At 68.8% G+C, this 22,564-nt stretch carries 22 protein-coding genes; 13 read left to right on the top strand and 9 right to left on the bottom strand.

The annotated features are described in order from the left end of the window. Positions 1 to 101: 101 nt before the first annotated feature. The 3 genes from ACOZ38_RS42200 to ACOZ38_RS42190 are packed head-to-tail and all read right to left on the bottom strand — an operon-like array spanning position 102 to position 1,572. Positions 102 to 494: a PPOX class F420-dependent oxidoreductase gene (locus tag ACOZ38_RS42200; protein ID WP_424536451.1), complete on the bottom strand. Its 393-nt coding sequence runs from the start codon at positions 492 to 494 to the stop codon at positions 102 to 104. A gap of 22 nt (positions 495 to 516) precedes the next feature. Then, positions 517 to 684, bottom strand: coding sequence for a hypothetical protein (locus tag ACOZ38_RS42195; protein ID WP_424536450.1), 168 nt, complete (start codon positions 682 to 684; stop codon positions 517 to 519). A gap of 9 nt (positions 685 to 693) precedes the next feature. Then, the gene (locus tag ACOZ38_RS42190) at positions 694 to 1,572 is read right to left on the bottom strand and encodes an ArsR/SmtB family transcription factor (protein ID WP_424536449.1); all 879 of its coding nucleotides are present in this window, start codon (positions 1,570 to 1,572) and stop codon (positions 694 to 696) included. A 48-nt stretch (positions 1,573 to 1,620) separates the two neighbouring features. On the opposite strand from ACOZ38_RS42190, the gene ACOZ38_RS42185 reads away from it, so the two are divergent. Then, a complete protein-coding gene (locus tag ACOZ38_RS42185; protein ID WP_424536448.1) occupies positions 1,621 to 2,862 on the top strand; it encodes an IS256 family transposase in 1,242 nt (413 codons plus the stop codon). 30 nt (positions 2,863 to 2,892) lie between these two features. Here ACOZ38_RS42185 and ACOZ38_RS42180 read toward each other — a convergent pair whose 3' ends face one another. After that, a complete protein-coding gene (locus ACOZ38_RS42180) occupies positions 2,893 to 3,120 on the bottom strand; it encodes a hypothetical protein (RefSeq protein ID WP_424536447.1) in 228 nt (75 codons plus the stop codon). A gap of 381 nt (positions 3,121 to 3,501) precedes the next feature. Between ACOZ38_RS42180 and ACOZ38_RS42175 the strand changes: the two genes are divergently transcribed. The 3 genes from ACOZ38_RS42175 (at position 3,502) to ACOZ38_RS42165 (ending at position 8,561) form a co-directional block, all read left to right on the top strand. After that, positions 3,502 to 7,320 (top strand): DNRLRE domain-containing protein, encoded by a 3,819-nt coding sequence (locus ACOZ38_RS42175; RefSeq protein ID WP_424536446.1) that lies wholly within the window; start codon positions 3,502 to 3,504, stop codon positions 7,318 to 7,320. A 211-nt stretch (positions 7,321 to 7,531) separates the two neighbouring features. Further along, positions 7,532 to 8,017, top strand: coding sequence for a MarR family winged helix-turn-helix transcriptional regulator (locus ACOZ38_RS42170; RefSeq protein WP_424536445.1), 486 nt, complete (start codon positions 7,532 to 7,534; stop codon positions 8,015 to 8,017). Between the two features lie 58 nt (positions 8,018 to 8,075). Continuing rightward, positions 8,076 to 8,561: a hypothetical protein gene (locus tag ACOZ38_RS42165; RefSeq protein ID WP_424536444.1), complete on the top strand. Its 486-nt coding sequence runs from the start codon at positions 8,076 to 8,078 to the stop codon at positions 8,559 to 8,561. A 75-nt stretch (positions 8,562 to 8,636) separates the two neighbouring features. On the opposite strand, the gene ACOZ38_RS42160 is transcribed toward ACOZ38_RS42165, so the two are convergent. Next, positions 8,637 to 10,016 (bottom strand): FAD-binding oxidoreductase, encoded by a 1,380-nt coding sequence (locus ACOZ38_RS42160; protein ID WP_424536443.1) that lies wholly within the window; start codon positions 10,014 to 10,016, stop codon positions 8,637 to 8,639. A gap of 805 nt (positions 10,017 to 10,821) precedes the next feature. On the opposite strand from ACOZ38_RS42160, the gene ACOZ38_RS42155 reads away from it, so the two are divergent. Both ACOZ38_RS42155 and ACOZ38_RS42150 read left to right on the top strand, forming a co-directional pair. Further along, complete coding sequence (locus tag ACOZ38_RS42155) at positions 10,822 to 11,319, top strand: hypothetical protein (protein WP_424536442.1); 498 nt, start codon at positions 10,822 to 10,824, stop codon at positions 11,317 to 11,319. 301 nt (positions 11,320 to 11,620) lie between these two features. Next, complete coding sequence (locus ACOZ38_RS42150) at positions 11,621 to 12,025, top strand: MerR family transcriptional regulator (protein WP_424536441.1); 405 nt, start codon at positions 11,621 to 11,623, stop codon at positions 12,023 to 12,025. Between the two features lie 73 nt (positions 12,026 to 12,098). Here the strand turns inward: ACOZ38_RS42150 and ACOZ38_RS42145 are convergent, their stop codons facing one another. The 3 genes from ACOZ38_RS42145 to ACOZ38_RS42135 all read right to left on the bottom strand — a co-directional run bounded on the left by ACOZ38_RS42145 (position 12,099) and on the right by ACOZ38_RS42135 (position 13,660). After that, complete coding sequence (locus tag ACOZ38_RS42145) at positions 12,099 to 12,374, bottom strand: DUF4396 domain-containing protein (RefSeq protein ID WP_424536440.1); 276 nt, start codon at positions 12,372 to 12,374, stop codon at positions 12,099 to 12,101. Positions 12,375 to 12,525: 151 nt separating this feature from the next. Beyond that, complete coding sequence (locus tag ACOZ38_RS42140; protein WP_424536439.1) at positions 12,526 to 13,170, bottom strand: DUF305 domain-containing protein; 645 nt, start codon at positions 13,168 to 13,170, stop codon at positions 12,526 to 12,528. Positions 13,171 to 13,258: 88 nt separating this feature from the next. Further along, complete coding sequence (locus tag ACOZ38_RS42135; protein ID WP_424536438.1) at positions 13,259 to 13,660, bottom strand: DUF6153 family protein; 402 nt, start codon at positions 13,658 to 13,660, stop codon at positions 13,259 to 13,261. 371 nt (positions 13,661 to 14,031) lie between these two features. Between ACOZ38_RS42135 and ACOZ38_RS42130 the strand changes: the two genes are divergently transcribed. The 5 genes from ACOZ38_RS42130 (at position 14,032) to ACOZ38_RS42110 (ending at position 19,597) form a co-directional block, all read left to right on the top strand. Continuing rightward, positions 14,032 to 14,316 (top strand): heavy-metal-associated domain-containing protein, encoded by a 285-nt coding sequence (locus ACOZ38_RS42130; protein WP_424536437.1) that lies wholly within the window; start codon positions 14,032 to 14,034, stop codon positions 14,314 to 14,316. Positions 14,317 to 14,463: 147 nt separating this feature from the next. After that, positions 14,464 to 15,897, top strand: coding sequence for an MFS transporter (locus tag ACOZ38_RS42125; RefSeq protein ID WP_424536436.1), 1,434 nt, complete (start codon positions 14,464 to 14,466; stop codon positions 15,895 to 15,897). Between the two features lie 90 nt (positions 15,898 to 15,987). Beyond that, on the top strand, positions 15,988 to 16,269 hold the full coding sequence (locus ACOZ38_RS42120) for a metal-sensitive transcriptional regulator (RefSeq protein WP_424536435.1): 282 nt from the start codon (positions 15,988 to 15,990) through the stop codon (positions 16,267 to 16,269). A 270-nt stretch (positions 16,270 to 16,539) separates the two neighbouring features. Then, the gene (locus tag ACOZ38_RS42115) at positions 16,540 to 17,316 is read left to right on the top strand and encodes a hypothetical protein (RefSeq protein WP_424536434.1); all 777 of its coding nucleotides are present in this window, start codon (positions 16,540 to 16,542) and stop codon (positions 17,314 to 17,316) included. A gap of 31 nt (positions 17,317 to 17,347) precedes the next feature. Beyond that, a complete protein-coding gene (locus tag ACOZ38_RS42110) occupies positions 17,348 to 19,597 on the top strand; it encodes a heavy metal translocating P-type ATPase (protein WP_424536433.1) in 2,250 nt (749 codons plus the stop codon). A gap of 89 nt (positions 19,598 to 19,686) precedes the next feature. Here ACOZ38_RS42110 and ACOZ38_RS42105 read toward each other — a convergent pair whose 3' ends face one another. Continuing rightward, positions 19,687 to 20,676: a C40 family peptidase gene (locus ACOZ38_RS42105; protein ID WP_424536432.1), complete on the bottom strand. Its 990-nt coding sequence runs from the start codon at positions 20,674 to 20,676 to the stop codon at positions 19,687 to 19,689. 494 nt (positions 20,677 to 21,170) lie between these two features. Between ACOZ38_RS42105 and ACOZ38_RS42100 the strand changes: the two genes are divergently transcribed. Together ACOZ38_RS42100 and ACOZ38_RS42095 are read left to right on the top strand one after the other, a co-directional pair. Beyond that, positions 21,171 to 21,545 (top strand): BlaI/MecI/CopY family transcriptional regulator, encoded by a 375-nt coding sequence (locus tag ACOZ38_RS42100; RefSeq protein ID WP_424536431.1) that lies wholly within the window; start codon positions 21,171 to 21,173, stop codon positions 21,543 to 21,545. Continuing rightward, positions 21,542 to 22,492 carry a M56 family metallopeptidase gene (locus ACOZ38_RS42095; RefSeq protein WP_424536430.1) on the top strand — a complete coding sequence of 317 codons (951 nt, stop codon included), beginning with the start codon at positions 21,542 to 21,544 and terminating at the stop codon, positions 22,490 to 22,492. Before ACOZ38_RS42100 ends, ACOZ38_RS42095 begins: the two co-directional genes overlap by 4 nt. The last annotated feature ends 72 nt before the right edge of the window (positions 22,493 to 22,564 follow it).

The raw sequence follows: 22,564 nt of genomic DNA, 5'->3' as shown, positions 1-22,564 counted from the left end.
ATAGCCTGATCTAATGGGTTTTAAATGCTTTGCCGGTCGCGTACGACATTCGGCCGCATTTCGAGGCGGTGACTTGACCAGCGGTCCCGGAAACAGGCGCGCTATCTCATGCCGCTGATCTTCTCGGGTTCGATGACGAAGATCACGCGTACCTGGTCGCGGCCTCCGTACCAGGGGTACGGCGTGCCGAGGTACTTCTTGGCGAGCATCTCGATGTGGTCGACGGCGCCCTCGGTCGTGACCTCGAGCACCCGCCCGCGCACCTGGAAGTAGCGGGAGGGATCGTCCGGGTCGGAGACGGCGACCGCCACGCGCGGATCGCGCTCGATGTTCCTCGTCTTCACGTGGCTCTGGACGCTGTTGATGAGCACGTGCTCGCCGTCGGTGTCGACCCACGTCTGGGTCACCTGCGGAGAACCGTCGGCCATCGAGGTGGCGATATAGCAGATGCTCGGCCCGCGCAGCAGCGCGACCAGTTCGTCGGTAAGTTTCACAGCGCTCTTTCGACGGTCGGACCTACCCGCTCAGTCCCCGCTGAGCGGGGACCCATCCCATCATGCCGATCATGTAGCCGCCGAATCCCGCCAGGGCGACCGGCACGACCAGCGCGAGGCTCTCCAGACGCTGCCTCGCCGAACGGCCGGGCACGATCAGCGGGCCTCCCACCAGAGCCCCGGTGATCACAACCGGCCTTCAGGCGATCAGGCCGGGTCTGCGGCCGTCCAGCAGGGCGGTGCCCAGCTCCGTGATGGTGTGGATCACCGACTGGCCGAGGCGCTGGCTGTACACGAGGCCGGCCTCGCGCAGCGTGGTGGCCTGGCGGCTCGCGGTCGAGCCGGGAATGTCGAGCCGCCGCGCGAGCTCGCCCGTCGTGCAGTCACCGTCGGCGATGGTCTCCAGGACCTGGGCCCGGGTGGGACCGAGCAGGCTCGCCAGGGTCGGGTGCTGGTCGGGAGCCTGGCCGTGCGCCCAGGTCGGGTCGTGCTCGATCGGATAGACCAGCACCGGAGGCAGCTCGGGGTCGCGCAGGGTGATGGGGGTCTGCCGGCAGAAGAACGAGGGCTGCAGCACCAGGCCCCTGCCGTTCAGATGGATGTCGTGGTCGGCCGGATACGACAGCTCCAGCGTCGGGAAGCTCCACCGCGCCGACGGGTGCAGGGTGGAGAACACCGCGTCCCAGCCGCCGTCGGAGAGCATGCGCGTACGGCGTGCCCGTTCCTGGGCGACCTGCGCCCGGATGCGTGACCAGTAAGGGGACAGGCACGCCTGGAAGTAGGCGGCGGCCGCGTCGGCGACGGCGCCCAGCGTCTCCAGGTCGCCCCTGGCCAGGCCGTCGACCCATCCGGGCAGCCGCCTGCCCGGATGCCGCAGCGACAGCTCCGACAGATCGCGGAGCAGTCGCTCATGAGTGGTGCCGCGCAGGGCCTCGACCCCCGCCGTCATCGAGCCCGCCTCCGAGCGCGGGGTGAGGAAGTCGACGGCGTAGCCGTGCGCCGGCGGGTTGCGTCCACGGGTGTGGTGTAAGAGTTTCCGCTGGTAGTCAGCGTGGCGTCGTGAAATGAAGACGGCCATCGCGTGATCCTTCGTGATTGCGACATCAAGATCGAAGGAGAGAAAGCGATGGCCGTGAACGACAGTGTGGACCCCGCAAGCTGGCTGGCGAAGCAGATCGAGGCTCAAGATCCGGATCTGTTGCGATCCATGGTGAAGACCATGGCCGAGGCGTTGATGTCGGCAGAGGTCGACAGCCGATGCGGAGCCGATTACGGCGAACGCAGTAGCGAGCGCACCAACTCTCGTAACGGCTACCGCGCCCGGGACTGGGACACCCGGGCCGGGACGATCGAGCTGGCCATCCCGAAACTACGGCAGGGCTCCTACTTTCCCGACTGGCTGCTGGAACGCCGCCGCCGGGCCGAGCAGGCACTGATCAGCGTGGTGGCCACCTCCTACCTGCTAGGAGTCTCCACCCGCCGGGTTGACAAGCTGGTCGAGCAACTCGGCATCGCCGGTATCTCCAAAAGCCAGGTCAGCCAGATGGCCAAGACCCTGGATGCGCAAGTGGAGGCGTTCCGCACCCGCACCCTGGACGCCGGCCCCTACACCTTCCTCTGGCTGGACGCCCTGACCCAGAAGGTCCGCGAGGGCGGACGGATCATCAACGTGCACGTCCTGGTGGCCACCGCCGTCAACGCAGGCGGGCAGCGGGAGATCCTCGGCCTGGAGGTCACCAGCCGCGAGGACGGCGCGGGCTGGCTGGCCTTCCTGCGCAGCCTGGTCGCCCGCGGCCTGACCGGCGTCCAACTGGTCATCTCCGACGCGCACGCCGGGCTGGTCGACGCCGTCGGCGCCTGCCTGCCCGGGGCGTCCTGGCAACGCTGCCGCACCCACTACCTGCGCAACCTTTTGACCTGCGTCCCCAAGTCGGCTCAGATGTGGGTGGCCACCCTGGTGCGCACCGTCTTCGACCAAGACACTCCCGAGTCGGTGCTGAGCCAGCACCAGTGGGTCATCGATGCTCTGGCCGTCAAGTTCCCGGCTGCCGCCGATCATCTGGAGATCTCCCGGGAGGACCTGCTGGCCTTTGCCGCCTTCCCCAAAGAGATCTGGAAGCAGATCTGGTCCAACAATCCCCAAGAACGACTGAACAAGGAGATCCGCCGCCGCACCGACGTGGTGGGGATCTTCCCCGACCGGCCGGCCATCATCCGCCTGGTGGGTGCGGTGCTGTCGGAACAGACCGACGAGTGGAGCGAGGGCCGCCGCTACATGGGCGTGGAGGTCCTGGCCAAAGCACGCCTGAAACTCATCAACAGCGACACACCGACCGCGCACCAACTCCCCGACACCCTCACCGCTTAACCTGCAGAAACGGATCCCGCGAAGGCTGACTCATACACCACTCCGCTGGACGTGACCCGCCGGCGCCAGGGTCGTCAGGATCGGGGTCGCCGCGGGCGCCTTCGCCAGCGTGTCGTTCTTCCACTGGCCGAAGACGACGGTGCGCTCCCGGCGGCGCAACCTGTAGAGGCTGAGCATGACCTCCCACAGCGCGTCGCATTCAGGGGCGATGCGAACTCGCGCGAGATCCTCGCCCGTGAAGTGAATCCTCAGCGCCATGGACGCCCTCGATCGACATGCCCTTACGTGCCGTCCGCAATTTTGCACTCGGACGGAAATATCTACAAGGCCGTCGAAGGCCGGAGTCAAGCTCGCCCGACGGGAGCCGCGCAGCCGTCCTGAATCCTCGTCGCATGTCCGCACGGCGGCCACCAGGGAGTTTGCGCTGGGATGGAAAGAACTACGCCGCCGGCCGTGCTCACGCTGAAAATTGGGCCGGTTTCTGGTCACCGGAGACTCCGGTGGCAGGGCGCGAACGTCGCGAGACCGCGTCCGCCCCTCCATGGAACCGATGATCACCCAGAAAGGGGTCGAGATATCAACCGATCCATATTTCCCGCACCGCGTGCCGGGCTGGCGTCCCTGGTGGTCGCCGCGTCCTTGACCGCGCCTGTGCTCGGTCCACCGGCCGCGGTGGCCGACGACGTGGCGCCCCCGTCCGACCGGGTGGCCGCCGCGCGAGCGGCGAAGGCGCAGGGCACGCGGGTGGAGCTGGAGGGCGAGAAGACCGAGAGCTCGTCGATCTGGGCCAACCCCGACGGCACGTTCACCCTGGAGGCGTTCCCCGGCCCGGTACGCGTCAAGGACGGTGGCACCTGGCGCCCGATCGACACGTCCCTGGTCCGGGATGGCGACGCGGGCCTGCGTCCGAAGGTCACCGCGTCGGACGTGCAGGTGTCCGGCGGTGGGGGCGAGCCGTTCGCCGAGGTCCGGCGAGCCGACCGCTCGTTCGCGGTCTCCTGGGACAGGAAGTTACCGGCGCCGCGGGTCAAGGGGGACACGGCGACCTACAAGGACGTCGTGCCGGGGGCCGACCTCACGGTGAAGGCGTTGCCGAACGGGTTCAGCCACTCCCTCGTCCTGCGCAGGCGTCCGACCGAGCCGCTGGAGCTCAGGCTTCCGGTGGCGACCAAGGGCCTGACGCTCTTGGAGGCCGCCGACCACGGCCTGAATCTGCAGGACGCGGCGGGCAGGCTGCTGGCCTCGGCTCCCGCCCCCCGCATGTGGGACTCCACGACCGATCAACGGTCCGGCGAGCCCGTACACCAGGCCGCGATCGACACGACGGTCGAGCGGACCGCCGGCGGGGCCGTGCTCGTGCTGAAGCCGGACGTGGGCTTCCTCGCGGACCCGCGGGTGAAGTACCCCGTCACCGTGGACCCCACCAGCACCCTCACCGTGGAGACCGACACCTGGGTGCAGAGCGACATCCCCGACTCCCAGCGCGGTTCGACCGAGCTGAAGGCCGGCACCTACGACGGCTCCCACGTCGCCCGCTCGTACCTGAAGTTCCGTCACGTCGAGGACTTGCGCGGCACCTCGATCGTGGACACCGACCTGCGGCTGTGGACGTTCTGGTCGTCGGTGTGCGTGGATCCCAGCGCGGGCGTGCAGGCGCGCCGCGTCACCGGGGCCTGGGATCCCGACACCATCAAGTACGGCTCGGAGCCGGCCACGACGACCACCGGCGCCGTGACCACGAAGACCGCGCACGGTGCCGCGAGCTGCCCCCAGGACTTCATGCACTGGGACACCGATGCCATCGTCCAGGCGTGGGCCGACGGGCAGCCGAACTACGGCATCCAGCTACGCGGAGCCAATGAGAAGGACGCTTCGACCTGGCGCCGGTACTACTCCTCGAACTACGTGTCCGGCGCGCAGGGCGACAAGGAGCCCGCTCTCAGCGTCACCTTCAATTACCGGCTCGGCGTCCCCACGGGGCTCGACATGACGCCCAGGGCCTCGTCGGACCCGGGCGTCAACAGCGTCGCCGGCCTCACCCCCACGTTGTCGGCGAAGGCGGCCGATCCGAACGGCAAGCCGCTGGACTACACGTTCGAGATGACGAAGGCGGGCGGCGGCGATGTGATCGCCACAGAAGGCCCCAAGGGGGTCGCCTCCGGTGCAACCGCGACCTGGAAGGTGCCCTCGGGCATCCTGCGGAACCCCGGGGCGTACCGGTTCCGCGTCAAGGCGATGAGCCAGACGGGCGCGAGCGGCTGGTCGGCGTGGACGCCCCTGGCGACCGATGTCCCCGAGGTCCCATCCGGCCTGGCGACCGGTCTGAGCGACCCGTCCGCACTGGTGCTGTCCGGCGTGGTCTCGCGTCCCTCGGGGCAGGCCCTGACCGGCAGGTTCTACCTCTTCGACAGCGCCGGCGCCCCTGTCGGGCCGAGCCCGGTCGCCTCCAGCACGGTGCAGAGCGGCCGGCGCGCAGGCCTGAAGGTCGCCGATGGCCTGGTCAGCCCCGGACGCGGCTACAAGTGGCAGATGGAGGCATGCGTCGGCACCACCTGCAGCGCCCGAACGGCACTGGTCGCCTTCACGGCCCCGCAACCGGGCGCGGAGAAGCCCACCCGGTCCACGGTTCTCGGCGCCGGCGTGCTGACCATACGCGCCGCTAAGTCCGGCACGGACGCGTGCGGCGGCAACCCCTGCCAACTGGGAAATGTCAGCGCCTTCCAGGTGGGAGGCGGTCAGGTCTCCTCGTTCAAGGCCGATCTGAGCGCGATTCCAGCGGGCTCGGAGATCACCTCCGCGACGCTCGACCTGGGAACCCCTACCTGTGCCGCCGCCTGCCCGGCGACGGTCAAGGTGTCGGCCTACGAGATGACCGACGACCCCGCCGCCGACGCCACGGGAGCCGACGTCTCGTCCAAGCTGCTGGATGAGCCGTTCGCCCAGGCGGACCTCACCAACTCCAAGATCGACATCACCGGCTCCGTACAGGCGGCACGCCAGGACGGCGAGAGCTTCCCGGAACTCGCGCTGCGCGCGGATGACCCGGCGACACCGGAGGTGACCTTCGGGTCCTCCGGCGCGACCACCCCCCTCACCATCACGGTCGCCTACGTCCCGCCGGCCGTTCCCGGGACACCGCAGAACGTCAGCGTCCGCCCGGGTGACGGAGGCGCGCTGGTCACCTGGGCACCACCGTCCGAATCAACGGGCGACCCGCGGATCACCGGGTTCGACCTGGAGGTCCTCGGCGGCACCGGGGCCGTCGTCCGAACCCTGGCTCCGACCGAGCCGAGCGTCGTCGTCACCGGGCTCACCAACGGGTCGGCGTACTCCTTCCGGGTGCGGGCCAAGAACGAGCAGGGCAACGGGGCCTGGAGCACCAGCTCGGCCATGAAACCCCAGGCCGTCCCCGACCGGCAGGAGTACGTCGACGCGGTCAGCCAGTACCTGGACAGCCGGGAAGGCATCGTCGAGGGACGCTTCGCGAGCGCCTCCGACGCGATCGGCGCGCACGCGCAGGGCTACCGCTTCGACTCACTGCTCCTCGCCGACGAGCAGGCGCTCCTCGCCGGCAAGGCCACGGTGGACGCGGACGGCGGAGCACAGGAGGGCTCGACGACCACACTGAGCGACCTTCTCGTCTCCCTGTCCGCCGACGGCAGGACCACCACCGTCCGCGCGACCGTCGCCCAGTCCCGCATCCAGCGCGACCCGACCGGCGAGAAGACCACCCAGGAAGAGGAGAACGCCGAGGACTACTTCTTCAAGGCCGTGCTGACCGGCCAGGACCAGTACATCGACGGCTCCGCCAGTGGCCTGGTCGGCCAGACGGACGGCGACTCGGCCGACGCCCAGGTCTACCCGGACGAGTCCCTGACCGCTGACATGAACGTGGACGCGAGCATCCCCGAACCCACCGAGGACCCGGGCGGCTCAAGCTCGGTCAACTCCGTGAGCGCGTCCGGCATCGCGAACTGGGCGCTGAAGCACTGGAACAGCCACCAGGAGTACGACGGCTTCTGGCAGCGGGGCGGCGACTGCACGAACTTCGCGTCCAAGGCGCTGAAGTTCGGCGGCGGCGCCAGGGAGATCCGGAACTACGGGAGCAGCGCGGCGCAGAAACGAGCGCACCTTTACAACTGGTTCTGGGCCAGCCCCGTCGGCAAGGACTCGAAGACCTTCATCGTCGTCACGAACAGCATGAACCACATGACCGCCCGGCACCGGATCCAATGGCGGTCGAAGTTCTCCGACGTGCGCGTCGGGGACATCATGTACTGGGACTTCGACCCGGGAAACCACAACGGGCCCGAGCACATGTCGATCGTCACCAAGAAGACGGCGTCGAGCGAGCGAGGAATCTACTACACGCAACACAGCACAAAGGCGGTGAACAAGAGAGTCTCCGACGCCAAGGAGCGGAGCTGGCAGGTCGGCTACGCGAGGCTCGTCGTTTGAGCGGGGCCGTTCCTTCCGGACATCCGGACGGCTGGACACCTTCGGGGCCGCCTACGGCATAGCCGGACGGCCATAGAGCGGCGGGCGCGGCATTCACGCCCGCTGCTCTCCGTTGACCGCCGGGTAGCAGGCACACCAGATAGTTCGGGTAGCGAACTATGTGCTAGCTTGGAGCTGGGCGTACTCGCCAGTCCAACGAGGAGGTCGGTGAGTGGGGAAGTCCGCGGATGAGCACATGGGGGTCGTCACCGCGCTGGTGCGCTCCTCGTTCCTGGTGAACGCCGTGTACGCCGAGGCGGCCAGGGAGTACGGGCTGACCCCACAGCAGGGCCAACTGCTCTGCGTGCTGATGGCGCGGCCGTACGGCATGAGCGACCTGGGCGGGGTGCTCGGGCTCGCGAAGTCGAGCCTCACGGGCCTGGTGGACCGGACCGCCGAGCGCGGCCTGGTGCGGCGAGAGACGGACCCGCAGGACCGGCGTGCGGTCCAGGTCACGCTCACCGCGGCAGGCGACGAGCTCGCCAAGGGGTTCTACACCGAGACCTGCCGTCGGGTCGAGATGCTCCCGGCGGCCCTCGGCGAAGCCGATCGCGGCAGGCTCGCGGACCTGCTCGGCCGGGTGGTGCTGGACAACAAGGTGCCGGTGGTCTTCATGGATTGGGACGAAGCGCCCCCGTCCCGCACGGACGCCGAGTAGCCCCGCCGCCTTTGCGAATGGGCTACCACCGGGATGATCTAAATGGAAAAATCGGGATGTGAACGCATTAAGCCGGGCCGCGTTGGTCGGGGCCGTGATCGCGGTGGCCGAGCTGCTCATCGGGATCTACTTCCACCCGGAAGACGACTTCGCGATCACGGTGGTCCAGGGACTCGTGCCGTTCCCGCTGGGATTCCTGCTCGGCTGGGCCGTCAGGCTGCCGCGCTGGGCGTTCGTGGCGGCCGCCGCGCCCTTGGCCATGGGCGCGTGTCTCTTCTTCGAGGTAGCGTTCCTGCCGTACACCGAGGACATGACCTACAGGGTTCTGGCCGGCTTCACCATCGCGGTGGCCGGCTACCTTCTCACCGCTTGGCTGTTCACCACTGGGAACTGGGTGCCACGCGCCTCCGTGGTCAGCGCGATCTTCATCGCCATCGTCGCGACTTCGTCGGTGCAGGAGGCGATACGCAGATCCGAGCCGGTAGGGAGCTTGCCGCACTACGGTGTGCCCATTCCGCCCGACCAGCTGGCCGCGGCCTCCTGAGCCTGCGGCGGCGAGCACGGCCTGCCCCTCAACCCATGGGCAGGCCGCGGCGCTCCGCTGCTGTTACGCGTGAGGTCAATCGGTCGCCGGCGGGATGTTCTGGTTGAGCCGGAAGAGGTTGGTCGGGTCGTACTCGGCCTTGATCGCCCTGAGCCGGTTCCAGGTCTCGCCCGGGTACGCGGCGCGGACCCGATCGATGCTCTCGTCCTGAAGGAAGTTGACGTAGGCCCCCGCATCGCTCTGACGGAGGACCCCCGAGAGCTCGATGACCCAGGCCTCGCGAATGGCCCGCTCCTCGAGGCGCTCGTAGAACGCCGCGACGTTCACCATGATCTTGCTGTTGCGGTGCGCGAACGCGGTCGCGTCGACCGGCACGCGGGCCATCGCCCCGCCGAGCACCCGGAGCTGCACGGCGCGCATCGACGCGTCGGATGACTCGAGATACTCGACGATCGTGTCGGCCACGCCTCGGTCGACGGTGTCGATGAACATCGTCCGTGCCACCGCGGTCGTCTGGTCCTCTTCCTCTTCCGACGCGAACATTCCCGAGTAGGGCATGGTCTGGAGCATGTCGGCAAGGGGAGTGGCCAGCGCACGGAACGGAGCGAGCGCCCGCTCGCCCGCCTCGCTGTCGCCGGCGTAGGCCATGAAGGCCATGAGGATCAGCTGACCATGCCACTCTTCCGGCAGGAACGGCATCGGGGGCGCGGGCATGACGTTGATGATCGTCGAGAGCTCCTCCGGCGCCGCATCCGCCTCGGCGATGAACGAGGCGATGACCTCGGCCGTCCCGGGAAGGACCAGTATCCCGCCCACGATCGACTCCAACGGCTGCAGCTTGAACTGCAGGCGGGTGACGACACCGAAGTTGCCGCCGCCGCCGCGGATGGCCCAGAACAGGTCCGGATGGGTCTGCGCGTCCACGTGGCGCAGCTCGCCGTCCGCGGTCACGATCTCGGCGGCCAGCAGGTTGTCGAGGGCGAGGCCATGCTTGCGGACGAGGAACCCGATGCCGCCTCCGAGGGTGATCCCCCCGATGCCCACGGTGCCGGTGTCGCCGAAGCCGGTCGCCAGGCCGTGGGCGCCCACCGCGGCGGTGAACCCGCCCGCGGTCAACCCGCCCTGGGCCCACGCGGTTCGTCCTTCGACATCGATGTCTATCGCGCGCATATCTCTGAGGTCGAGCACGATGCCGCCCTCGGAGACGCTGTGGCCGGCGTTGCTGTGGCCGCCGCCGCGGACGGCCAGTTCTATCCCGGTATCGCGGGCGAACATGATGACACGCGCGACGTCGGCGGCATCGGCGGGCCGGATGACGGCCGACGGCCGGCGGTCGAACCCGCCGTAGTAGACGGCGCGTGCCCGGTCGTACCCGTCGTCATCCGGCTCGATCACCCTGCCGGTGAGGGCGGTACGGAGGCGCGAAAGCGTGGCGGGCGAGACATTCACATGCATAAGGGAACTCCTTCGCGGCGTGTTCTGCCTGCCGCTCGTCGCTGACAGAGAATGCCGTACTCATGTTCTCGCGATGACGGAGTCATCAATCAGGGATTCACCTCTATCGATCCTTCCTTTCGAACAAATGCTTTTCAACCCGATTAGGGGTGGGGTCGGGGTGCGGCACGCCGGTCAAGCCGGCTCCGGGATCCCCGCGTCGCGCTGTCGTCGACCTTCGCCGGCCAACACGATGCGCCGTAAGCGGAAAACCATTCATCACCTGCTCCAACTCGCCGTGCGGCAGAAGAAGTTCCCCGATAACTCACCGGGTGGCCCCGGGAACGTCCCACATTGAGTAGGACCAGGATTTGACCTCTGCCGGGGTACCGGCCGCCGCGACGGAAGGCTTCGAGAAGGCCGCCGACGCGGGATCGGGGTTTCGCCGGTCTCCGACGGCATGTCCGCGCAGTTGAAGACCACCTAGGGAGATCGCGATCGTGACCGACGCCTTCTGCGCGCTTAACAGGCGGCTCGTACACTCGCTGACCTGCTCGGGTAACGCCTTCACCTCTACCGACCACTCACCGATGTAGGAGTGATCGAAGGGAGTCGCAGATGGGTGCACGGGCCGAGCCACCGGTGCGGACGATCGGGACCGATCCCGTCGCGTTCACCGAGGTGGTTTCGAAGGCCGGCTGGAAGCGGAACTGGTCAAGGTGGTCGCGGCACGGTCCCGCAGAGCCCGGAGCCATCGCCGGCGCGGCGGCGGCCGGCCGGTCGCATCGGGGTCCTCGCCGGGCTGGCCACCGCGGCAGCCGCGACGGTGGTGGTCACCCTGTACGGCGGAGCCGGGACCCCGGCCTTCGCGGTGGACAAGCGCGCGGACGGAACGGTCGAGGTGCAGATCAACGAGTTCCGCGATCCCAAGGAGTTGCAGGCCAAGCTTGCCGCCGCCGGGGTCAACGCCGCAGTGGACTACCTGCCTGCGGGGCAGACCTGCAAACAGCCCCGGGGCAAGCCCGCGGCCGGGAGCGGGGGGATGCTGGTAGGCATCGGAAACGATGGCAAGGGAATCGCCTTCCAGATCAGCGAGGGGCAGACCACGGCCGGCAGGACGCTGGTCCTGACGGTCTCCTTCGACCAAGCCCACCCGGACCGGGCGCCGCAGGCGACGTCGCTGAGCGTGGTCGAGGGGGAGGTTGCCCCCTGCGAGGCGGTCCCCATGCCGATCCCCAGCCCATCTGGCCCCGCCCCCACCGGCCCGGAGAACACGACGAGCGGAGGCGACGACGGGTCCGGCCTGACAACCCACAACGGATGACACCCAACAGGCCGGTGCCTCCCGACAGGGAACCACCGGCCAACCGCCTTCGACAGTAGGAACGGCGACCGCGCGACCGGCTCCACAGCCGACATCGACCACGAAGGAGCCGGTGGTGAGCTGAAGCAGTTCATATGATCGAGCGCGCAGTGCGGTGAAGAGCGGGAGGGCATCGGCCGCGTCGAGAAGCCGGATAAGCGGCTCTGCCGAGTCGGCCGCCTGCTTTGTCATGGTGGTCTTGGACATGTGAGCCAGGATGCGACTTAATGTCGACATGAAGTCAACCGGAGACGGTGCGGTGATGAGCATCGGCGAGATCGCCCAGCGATTCGGACTGGCGACGCATGTGCTGAGGTACTGGGAGTCCATGGGGCTGCTGGCGCCCGCCCGGGTGGAAGGAGAACGTCGGCGCTACGGACCCGATGACCTCTATCGCGTCGCGGTGATCCTGCGTGCCAAGGAAGCAGGGTTCGGCCTCGACGACATCCGCGAGATGATCGCCGTTTCCACCCCGGCCGCCAGACGCGAGATCCTGCGCCGCCATCGCGGGGACCTGGCCTACCGTATCGCCCAGGCACAGGCCTCACTGGAACTCATCGACTGCGCCCTGGACTGCGACCACGAGGACCTCACGAGCTGTGCTCACTTCCAGGCCGCAGTGGCCGAGCGGATCGGGGTCGATCAGCCCGCTCGCGTCCGACCGTGATCCGGCGTCGGTGTGGCCGAACACCATGGAGGTCCTGCGGCCGGTCCCGTCTCCGTGCCCGCGGATTGGCTGATCAGTGGTGGTAGGCGTGGACGACGGCATGCCCGCGGCCTCTGGCCATGGTGAGCGCGTAGCCGAAGACGAAGGCGAGCGCAATCGACAGCACCACGGTGGCGCCCGTGTGCAGTCCGGCCGCGGTACCGATGATCATGCCGAGGACCTCGCCGATGGCGCAGCCGGTCAGACAGTGCAGCGTCGCCTGCACGGCGGTGCGCCATGAGGAGTCGCCGGGCGCGCTGACGTGCTCGGCGTGACCGTGGACGCTGTGGTCGTGGACGGAGTGGTCCATGGCGTTGTCCTACCTCTTCCGTTACGGGCTGTTCTGCCCGACATCCATGCCGACGATATACCTGTGGGGGGTATACGACGCAAGGGGATTCATTCCCGGACCGCCGGGCCCGCGATGGTCACGCGGGACCGGCATCGGTCAGGAACGGGAGTTATCCGGCGCCGAGCAGGGAGTTCATCTGGTCGATCTCCTTGCTCTGCGAAGCGATGATGGCCTTCGCCATGTCCTTGGCGGGTGGGTAGGAGCCGGTGGACCTCTCGGCTTTCGCCATCGTGATCGCACCCTGATGGTGGGTGACCATCATCTGCAGGAACGCGGTGTCGAACGCTTTGCCGGAGGCCTTCGACAGCTGGTCCATCTCGCCGGCGCCCATCATCCCTGGCATGTCCTGACCGGAGTGGTCCATCCCCGGCATGTCCTGGGGCACCTGCTCGCCCCAGGACGTCAGCCATCCGGACATCGTCGCGATTTCCGGCTCCTGCTGTTTGCCGATCTCCGCCGCGAGGTCCTTGACCTGTGGGGAGGATGCCCGGGTGGCGGCGAGGTCGGCCATCTGCACCGCTTGACGGTGGTGCGGGATCATTCCCTGTGCGAAGGACACGTCGGTGGCGTTGTGCGCCGTAGCCGAGGTCGAAAATGAGGTCGACGGCGTCGCCGACGCCGAGACGGCGGCCATGTGGCCCGAGGAGTTGCCCGGGCCGTGCTCACCGCCGCAGGCGGTGAGCACCATCGTGGCGGCGACGAGGGCGGCCACCGTGGCGGCCCGGCGGATATGACAGGAGCGGTGTGCGGTCATGGCGTGCAACTTTCTGCGCTGAATGAGCGAATGTGGGTGTGCCGAAGCGGGCAGCCGGCCTCCAGGCGGTCGGCGCCAGCGGGCATGCCTATATGCGCAGCAGTTGCAGTTGGTTCAAAGACGGCGGCGCCCGGCCGCCCAGCGCCGCCCCGGGCACCCGGTGGGCGGGCGGCGTGGCCGTGGCCGCTCTCACCGCGGTCGCGGCGACAGCAGGCAGGAGTGGTGTGCCGGAGAGGCTCGCGGCGGCGCAGCAGAGATCGGCGTGGCTGTGGCATTGATGGTCGCGGGCCTGGTGATGACACGGCGCGTCCACGGCCTCGGCGGTCGCATTGTGGGTGCGGAGGTGGGCGGCCGTCGCCGCCCCCTCGCTGATCACGCCGGTCGGCGCTAGATGGTGCATCGCCACCAGCCCGGCCAGTACCGCCAGCACCAGCAGCAGCCGCGCACCCACCCCTGCGGGGCGGGCGGTCAACTGCGGCAGGTGCCTCATGGGCCCCCATGATAGGTAACCGTCCTCGCAGGCCGTGCGATTGAAGCCCCACGGCGGCCCAGCCTGCGCGCGATGCGACCCGGCATCCCGCTCGATACGGCCTCCCGTGGGCCCCTGTCCGGCCCGCCCGGGGACGACTAGCTGATCGCGGTGAACCACCCGGTCAATACCGCCACCGTCCTGCGAACATTCCCCCCTGATGCGATGGATCGGCCGGGCAACTCGGCCATCAAGGCGGAAGTCGCGTGCACGTGAATGCGGATCAGCACCGCGCGCGGGGAGACGACCATACGGTTGCTAACCCCTGGGGGGTATGTTACGTTCCCGGACGACAAGATACCCCCCTGGGGTTAACTCGGAAGGAGAACCTCATGTGCACGGCATGCGCGTGCGGAACGAATGACAGCGCCACCGCGACCGTCAAGTCCTCAGTGGACGGCAGCGTCTACACGGTCGACGGGATGACCTGCGGTCACTGCGTCTCGTCGGTCTCCGCCGAGATCGGCAGGGTCGGCGGCGTGAGCGGCGTCTCGGTCGAGCTGGCCGGCGGCGTGGTCACCGTCAGCGGAGCGGGATTCTCCGATGCGGAGATCAGGGCGGCGGTGGAGCGGGCCGGTTACACGCTGGCCGAGGCCTCAGCGGTCAGCGCGTCCTAGAGAGCTTCGCCCGGACAGAAACAGGCGGTGGGCGTGCATTGGCGTGCACGCCCACCTGCGGGGCCGGCCTGACTCGACATCACATCCAACCCCCAGATCGCATCCTCCCATCTCTGCGAGGGATGCGCGGAATTCAAGGAGTGCGGCATGAACGCCGTCAATCCACGCAGGTGGCAGGCACTCATCGTGCTCGCCGCCGCGCAGTTCATGGTCATCATGGACACCTCCATCATCGGGGTGGCGCTGCCGGACATGCAGCGCGACCTCGGCTTCTCTCAGGGAAACCTGCAGTGGGTGTTCAACGCCTACGTCATCGCCTTCGGCGGCCTGCTGCTGCTCGGCGGCCGGCTGTCGGACCTGTTCGGCGCCCGCAGGGTCTTCACCACCGGATGGATCATCCTGATCGCCGGTTCCATCGTCGCCGCGGCGGCGGGCAACGCCTGGATCGAGATCCTCGGCCGTGGCGTCCAGGGCATCGGCGGCGCGCTCATCGCCCCCGCCTCGATGACGCTGCTCATGATGCTCTTCGGGCACAACCCCCGTGAGCTGGGCAGGGCCATGGCCCTGTACGGCGCGGCCGCACCGGCCGGCGGCACCGCCGGGGTGTTCCTCGGCGGCCTCATCACCGAGTACCTGAGCTGGCCCTGGGTGTTCATCGTCTACGTTCCGATCGGCCTGGCCACGTTGGCCGCCGTCCCCGCGCTGCTGCCCGCCGTCCAGGGCAGGCGCGGCTCGGTCGACGTGCTCGGCGCCATCTCCGTCACCGCGGGCATCGCCCTGGCCGTCTACGCCATCGTGCGCGCCCCCGAGCAGGGCTGGAGCTCACCGTCCACGCTGGTGGAACTGGCCGGCGCGATCGCGCTGCTCGCGCTTTTCCTGGTCATCCAGCGTACGGTCCGCGAGCCGCTCATGCCGCTCGGCATCTGGAAGACCCCGGGCCTGGCCAGCGCCAACCTGGCGATGGCGCTGCTCGGCGGTGCGTGGATCCCGATGTGGTACTTCCTCAACCTGTACCTGCAGCAGGTCCTCGGCTACGGCGCCTTCCCCAGCGGTGCGGCACTGCTGCCGATGACCGTCGCGATCATGATCTTCATGATCGGCATCACCGCCCGGCTGCTCGGCCGCTTCGGCGCCAAACCGCTCATCGTCCTCGGCCTGCTGGTGCTGGCCGCAGGCGTGGCGGGCCTGTCCCTGGTCCGCCCGGACGGCGCGTTCGCCACCGACGTGCTGCCCGCCTCGCTGATCGCCGCGGTCGGCATGTCTCTGGCCTACATCCCGGCGATGATGTCGGCCATGTCCGGGGCACGCCCCGAGGAGAGCGGGCTGGCCTCGGGCATCGTCAACACCACCTACCAGGTCGGCTCGGCCCTCGGCCTGGCGGCCATGACCGCGATCGCCACATCCCGGGGGGCGTCCGAGCTTGGCGACCTTCCCCGTCTCACTGACGGCTTCCAGGGAGCCTTCATCGGGGCCGCGGCGGTGGCGGCACTGGGCGCCGTGCTCACCCTGCTGCTCATGCGCACGCCGAAGCCGGCGGCCCAGACGGGCGCCGCAGTGGAGACGGAATCGCTCGGCGTCTAACGCCTCGATTGGGAACCGGATCTCAGGCGAATACCCTAGGGGGGTAGGGTGTTAGAACAGATGAAACGGGAGTAAGGGGAGGCGGGGGAAATGGCCGGATACACCGACACCAAGCAGGACCACCTGCAGCGGCTGCGCAGGATCGAGGGGCAGGCGCGCGGGCTGCAGCGGATGGTCGAAGAGGACAAGTACTGCATCGACATCCTCACCCAGGTGTCGGCGGCCAACCGGGCTCTGCGGTCCTTCGCCCTGGCCCTGCTGGAAGAGCACCTGGCGCACTGCGTGGCCGACGCCACCGCCAAGGGCGGCCCCGAGGCCGAGGCGAAGATCAAGGAAGCCTCCGACGCCATCGCCCGCCTGGTCCGTTCCTGACCGGCACACAGAACCACACGTAACGAAGGAGTGATCGTCATGAACGCGCCCGTCAAGCTCGGGGCCTATGCCGTCGGACTCGCCGTGATCTTCGGTGGAGCTCTCGGAGTGGGCCACGCCGTGGGCCCGGTCGGGACACCACCCGCCGCGAACGGCCACCAAGCACACACGGCCTCATCTCCGAGCCGATCGGCCGCTGGTCACCAAGCCCACGCACAGCCGGCTCCGAGCCGGGCGACGACCGCGGCATCCATCCCAGGAGGGCTTCAAGTGTCGCAGGACGGCTACACCCTGACCCCCGAGACGACGACGATCACACCGGGCGAGCCCACCGACTTCCGCTTCACCGTCACGGGCCCCGACGGCCGCCCGGTCACCGGCTACCAGGTGCAGCACGGCAAGAAGCTGCACTTCATCGTGGTCTCCCGCGACCTGGGCACCTTCAAGCACCTGCACCCCGAACTCTCTGACGACGGCGTGTGGTCGGTGAAGCTGACGCTGCCCGAAGCGGGCCCCTACCGGGCGTTCGCCGACTTCGCCCCCGAGGGCGGCACCGGGCTGACCCTTGGCACCGACCTGCGGGCAGGCGGCGACTACAAGCCCAAGGCGCTGCCCACGGCAAGCCGTACCTCCACGGTCGACGGCTACACCGTCACCCTCGACGGAACCCTCACCCCCGGCACTGCCAGCGAGCTCACCCTGAAAGTGAGCAAGGACGGCCACCCGTTGACCGACCTGCAGCCCTACCTCGGCGCCTACGGCCACCTGGTCGCGCTGCGCGCCGGAGACCTGGCCTACCTGCACGTACACCCCGACGGGGAACCCGGCGACGGCAAGACTCAGCCCGGTCCGGAGATCACCTTCTACGCCGAGGTGCCCAGCCGCGGCGACTACCGCCTCTTCCTGGACTTCCAGCACGAGGGAACCGTGCGAACCGCGGACTTCACCGCCCGCGCCGGCGAACTCCCGGCACCGACCGCGACCTCGAACCCGAAGCCGGCGACCACCCCCACCACACCCGGCTCCCATGGCGAGCACGACCACTGACGCCAGGCATGACGACAGAAAGGAGCAGGTGATGTCCTCCCTCACCGACGACAGAGCACAAGACTCGGTCGAACTCTCCATCGGCGGCATGACCTGCGCGTCGTGCGCCAACCGGATCGAGCGCAAGCTCAACAAGCTCGACGGCGTCACCGCGACCGTCAACTACGCGACGGAAAAGGCCAAGGTCACCTTCCGCCAAGGCATCGACCCAAACGACCTCATCGCCGAAGTAGAGAAGACCGGCTACACCGCCGCACTCCCCCCGGAGCCGAAGAGCGACGCGACACAAGGGGAACCGGAAGGCGAACCGGCCGACGAGCTTCGGCCGTTGCGCCGGCGACTGATCACCGCCGTGGTGCTCGCCGTGCCCGTGATCGCGATGGCGATGATCCCGCCGCTGCAGTTCACCTCATGGCAGTGGCTGTCGCTCACCCTCGCCGCGCCGGTCGTCGTCTACGCGGGCCAGCCTTTCCACAAGGCCGCGTGGACCAACCTGCGCCACGGCGCCGCCACCATGGACACCCTGGTCTCGCTCGGCACGATCGCCGCGCTCGGCTGGTCGCTGTGGGCGCTGTTCTTCGGCAGCGCGGGCACCCCCGGCATGACCCACCCGTTCGCGTTCACCATCGAGCGCACCGACGGCTCAGGCAACATCTACCTGGAGGCCGCCGCCGGGGTGACCGCGTTCATCCTGGCCGGGCGCTACTTCGAGGCCCGCTCCAAGCGCCGCGCCGGCGCCGCGCTGCGGGCCCTGCTGGAGCTCGGCGCCAAGGACGTCGCCGTGCTGCGTGACGGCATCGAGATCCGCATCCCCAGCGACCAACTTGCCGCGGGTGACCGATTCGTCGTACGGCCCGGCGAGAAGATCGCCACCGACGGCGTGATCGAGGAGGGTTCCTCCGCGGTCGACGCCTCGATGCTCACCGGCGAATCGGTCCCGGTCGAGGTACGGCCCGGCGACACGGTCACCGGCGCGACCGTCAACGCCGGCGGCCGCCTGCTCGTCCGCGCCACCCGCGTCGGCGCGGACACCCGGCTCGCCCAGATGGCCAAGTTGGTGGAGGAGGCGCAGACCGGCAAGGCTCAGGTGCAGCGGCTGGCCGACCGCATCTCCGGGATCTTCGTCCCGATCGTGATCGCGCTGGCCCTGGGCACACTCGGTTTCTGGCTCGGCACCGGAGACGGCATCGGCGCCGCGTTCACCGCCGCGGTGGCCGTACTGATCATCGCTTGCCCCTGCGCCCTCGGCCTGGCCACCCCGACCGCGCTGCTGGTCGGTACGGGCCGGGGAGCCCAGCTCGGCATCCTGATCAAGGGGCCCGAGGTCCTGGAATCCACCCGCGCGGTCGACACCGTCGTGCTCGACAAGACCGGTACGGTCACCGAAGGCAAGATGACCCTGACCGACGTGCATCTCGCGGAGGGCGAGGACCAGGCGCGCGTACTTCGCCTGGCGGGAGCCCTTGAGCACGCCTCCGAGCACCCCATCGCCCAGGCGGTCGCCCGAGGCGCCGCCGAGCGCGCGGGTGAGTTGCCCACCCCCGAGGACTTCGCCAACGTCGAAGGGCTCGGCGTCCAGGGCGTCGTCGACGGGCACGCCGTGCTGGTGGGCCGTCCCCGGCTGCTCGCCGACTGGTCGCAGCACCTCCCGGTCGAACTTGAGCGGGCTTTCACCCAGGCGCAGGCGGCCGGCCGTACGGCTGTCGCGGTCGGCTGGGACGGCAGGGCCCGCGCGGTCCTGGTCGTCGCCGACACCGTCAAACCGACCTCGGCCGAGGCCATCCGTCAGTTGCGCGACCTGGGGCTGACCCCGGTGCTGCTCACCGGCGACAACGAAGCCGTCGCCAAGACGGTGGCCGCCGAAGTGGGCATCGACGAGGTCATCGCCGAGGTGCTCCCGGCCGACAAGGTCGACGTCGTCAAGCGACTGCAGGCCGAAGGCCGTACGGTCGCCATGGTGGGTGACGGCGTCAACGACGCCGCGGCCCTCGCCCAGGCCGACCTGGGCCTGGCCATGGGCACGGGTGCCGACGCGGCCATCGAGGCCTCCGATCTCACCCTGGTACGAGGCGACCTGCGCGTGGCGGCCGACGCCATCCGGCTGTCGCGCCGCACTCTGCGCACCATCAAGGGCAACCTGTTCTGGGCCTTCGCCTACAACGTGGCCGCCCTGCCGCTGGCCGCCGCAGGCCTGCTCAACCCCATGATCGCGGGCGCCGCCATGGCGTTCTCCTCGGTCTTCGTCGTCAGCAACAGCCTGCGGCTACGCCGCTTCAAGTAGAAAGCGGCGACCCTCGGAGCCGACTCCGAGGGTCGCCGCACGTCGCGATCAATGCCGTCCGGGCTGCGGCGTTCGGGAGTCCCGCCTCTTCAGGGGCGGATGGCGCCGATCAGGCGGCCGCGCCAGTAGACGTCGAGTGAGACGACCTTGATGACATCACCCGTCCGAGGGGCGTGCACCATCTTTCCGTCGCCCGCGTACATGCCCATGTGGCCCAGGCCGTTGCTGAACAGCAAGTCGCCGGGCTGAAGGTCGTTCATCGAGACGCGGCGACTCGCTCCCCACGCCCACTGCTGGTAGGTGGTGCGAGGCAGGTTCACTCCTGCCCTGGCCCAGGCCGCCTGGGTGAGGCCGGAGCAGTCGTAGGAGCTCGGCCCGGTGCCGCCCCACCGGTAGGGCTTTCCGACCTGCGCGTAGGCGAACTGCAGGGCGGCTCTGGCGCTCCCCGATGCGGGCCCGTCGTACCGGATGCCGCGGCTGTTGGGGTCGCCCGCGTTGAACTGGTTGAGGCGCCGCAGCAGCCGCTCCTGCTCACCGACGAGCTTTTCCACCTTCTTCTTCTCCTTGGCGACATCCGCCAGGAGCTTGGTGGCCTCGTCGTAGGCGTCCTTGGCCTTGCCCCGGCGATCTCTGAGCGTACGTGTGGCCAGGTCGAACACCTCCAGCGTCCGCGCACGCCCGGCCGACACCTGGTCGCCCACCGCCAGGCCTGCCAGCAGACCCGCAGGGTCGTCCTTGCCCACCAGGCCCGGCCAGCTCAACGCGGCTCCGGCCTGATACATGCCTGAGGCGGTGGTGACCACGCTGTCCCGCAACGCCTGAACCTTGCTGTTCTCCCGGCTGAGCTCCTGGTTGAGCCGGTCGTACTTCTTCTTGGACGCTTTGTATGCGTCGGCGACCGTGTTGTAGCGCTCGACTGTTTTATCGGCCTGACCCTCCAGCTTGGCGAGCCGCGCCTTGGCTTGGGCGACCGTGGGGCGGGGTTCGGCGACGGCGCTTCCCGCAGGCATGAGCATCACGGCGGCAGTCAGCGTGCCGACCATGGAAACGATCTTCCAGTGGAGCTTGCACAGCGGCACAGCGACTCCTGTTCGCGCCGGCGGTGTAGACCTTGCTTCGGCGAGATGCTGACTACTGCGCTGGACAGTAGGCCCCTGATGACGCCGGTCAGCAGGATGAGAACCTGAAGGGACCTGTGGGGCCTCCACTCCACAGGGCTCCTTTCGCCTCCCGCTGTGCGGGTCACCTGCGGGGACCCGGCGAAGAACGCCGCCCTGAAGGGTGTCAGCGACCTGCACCGGATTGGCCGACCGCAATCCCCTATTTACGGCACTTCGCGGTAAACTACTATAGACCGTAGTGGGACGTATAGGGCGCTCGCTACATAGACCGCCAAAGTGACCTGCCGTGAGCTCGCTGTCGCCCGAGCGCGACAGCCGCGACGCGCGACGACGATTTCACCGGCAGGGACAGACTCTGGGCATCCGGCATCCTTGCCCAGCGACTAAAGAGGAATGTGGTGTTCTACGACCCTCGATAGCATGGCGGCCGGTAATCACGAGGAGGTTGGCGCATGCTACGAGGCCTCGGGGACCTGGAGTCCGTGGTCATGGACCGCATGTGGTCCTATCACCGGCCCGCCTCCGTGCGAGATGTACTCGAAGACCTCCGCCGCGACCGGCAGATCGCGTACACGACCGTCATGACCGTGATGGACAAGCTGCATACCAAAGGGCTGCTGCGCCGTAACACGGTCTCTCGCGCCTATGTCTACGAAGCGGTCGCCAGCAAGGAGGCCTACACCGCCGAGCTGATGCGCACCACGCTGGCCAGCGGCGGGAATCAGGCCGCCACGCTGGTGCACTTTCTTGAGCGGCTGACGCCCGAGGAAGCGGCCGCGTTGGAGGCGGCGCTCAAGGTCTATCCGCCCCAGGAACGCCGCGCATGATCGTCGCCGTCGCCCTTGGACTGTACGCGGTCGCTGGGACGGTGGCCCTTCCTCGGCTCCTCAGCCGCAGACGATGGGCCGAGCGTGCTCCGCGTCTGGCGATCGCCGTGTGGCAGGCGGCATGCGCGTCGGTGGTGACTTCCGCGGTCCTGGCCGTGCTCGCGGCCGTCATCCCGGCGTCCGTGGTAGGTCATGGTCTCGCCGGCCTGTTCGAGGCGTGCGCCGCATTCCTGTCGGACGGAGCGACCGTCACGTCCACGGGCGTCTGGATCGCCCTGGCCTCGGGAGGTGCCGTCGCGGCGCGTATCGCCTACTGCGGAGCAGCCGTGCTGCTCAGGGCGCGAAGAGAGCGGCGACAGCACGCGGAGATGCTCGGTTTGCTGGGCAGGCATGACAGCGAGCTGGGAGCGGTTGTCGTCGATCACAACGAGCCGATGGCCTACTGCCTACCCGGTCGGGAGAGCCGTGCCGTGATCACAACGGGGGCCTTGCGGTCGTTGGCTCCCGAGGAGGTGGCGGCCGTGCTGGCCCACGAGCAGGCGCACTTGCGCGGGCGGCATCATCTCGTCCTGGCCGGCGCGCAGACCCTCACCCTGGCCTTTCCTCACTCACCGCTTTTCGCGCAGGCCAAGACCGAGATCGCTCGCCTCGTCGAGCTCCTGGCCGACGACGTGGCCGCCCGCCGCCACCCACCCATCCACATCGCGACCGCACTGGTACGGCTGGCCACCGGCCGGTTTCCCGCCTTCGCTCTGGGCGCGGGCGGCGAGACCGCTCTGACCCGCGTACACCGCATGCTCAATCCCGCGGCACCCCTCAGCCGTCGTGAACGCCTCGCCGGCTTTGCGGCCGTGGGCCTCCTGCTCGCCGGACCTGCCGCGGTGGCCGCCATTCCCGGCCTGAGCGTCTTCCTGGCACACCACTGCCACCACTTGTTCACGTCCTGACCGACCAGCGCTTCATCGGCCGGGCGCCTTGTCGGTCTCCAGCTTGCGTGTTACCTCCGCCTTCTCCTGGGG

The sequence above is a fragment of the Sphaerisporangium viridialbum genome, from assembly GCF_049674955.1.
Classification (GTDB): Bacteria; Actinomycetota; Actinomycetes; order Streptosporangiales; family Streptosporangiaceae; genus Sphaerisporangium; species Sphaerisporangium viridialbum.
Note: the sequence above shows the minus strand (reverse complement) of the source record. Positions and strands in the feature narration are given on the sequence as shown.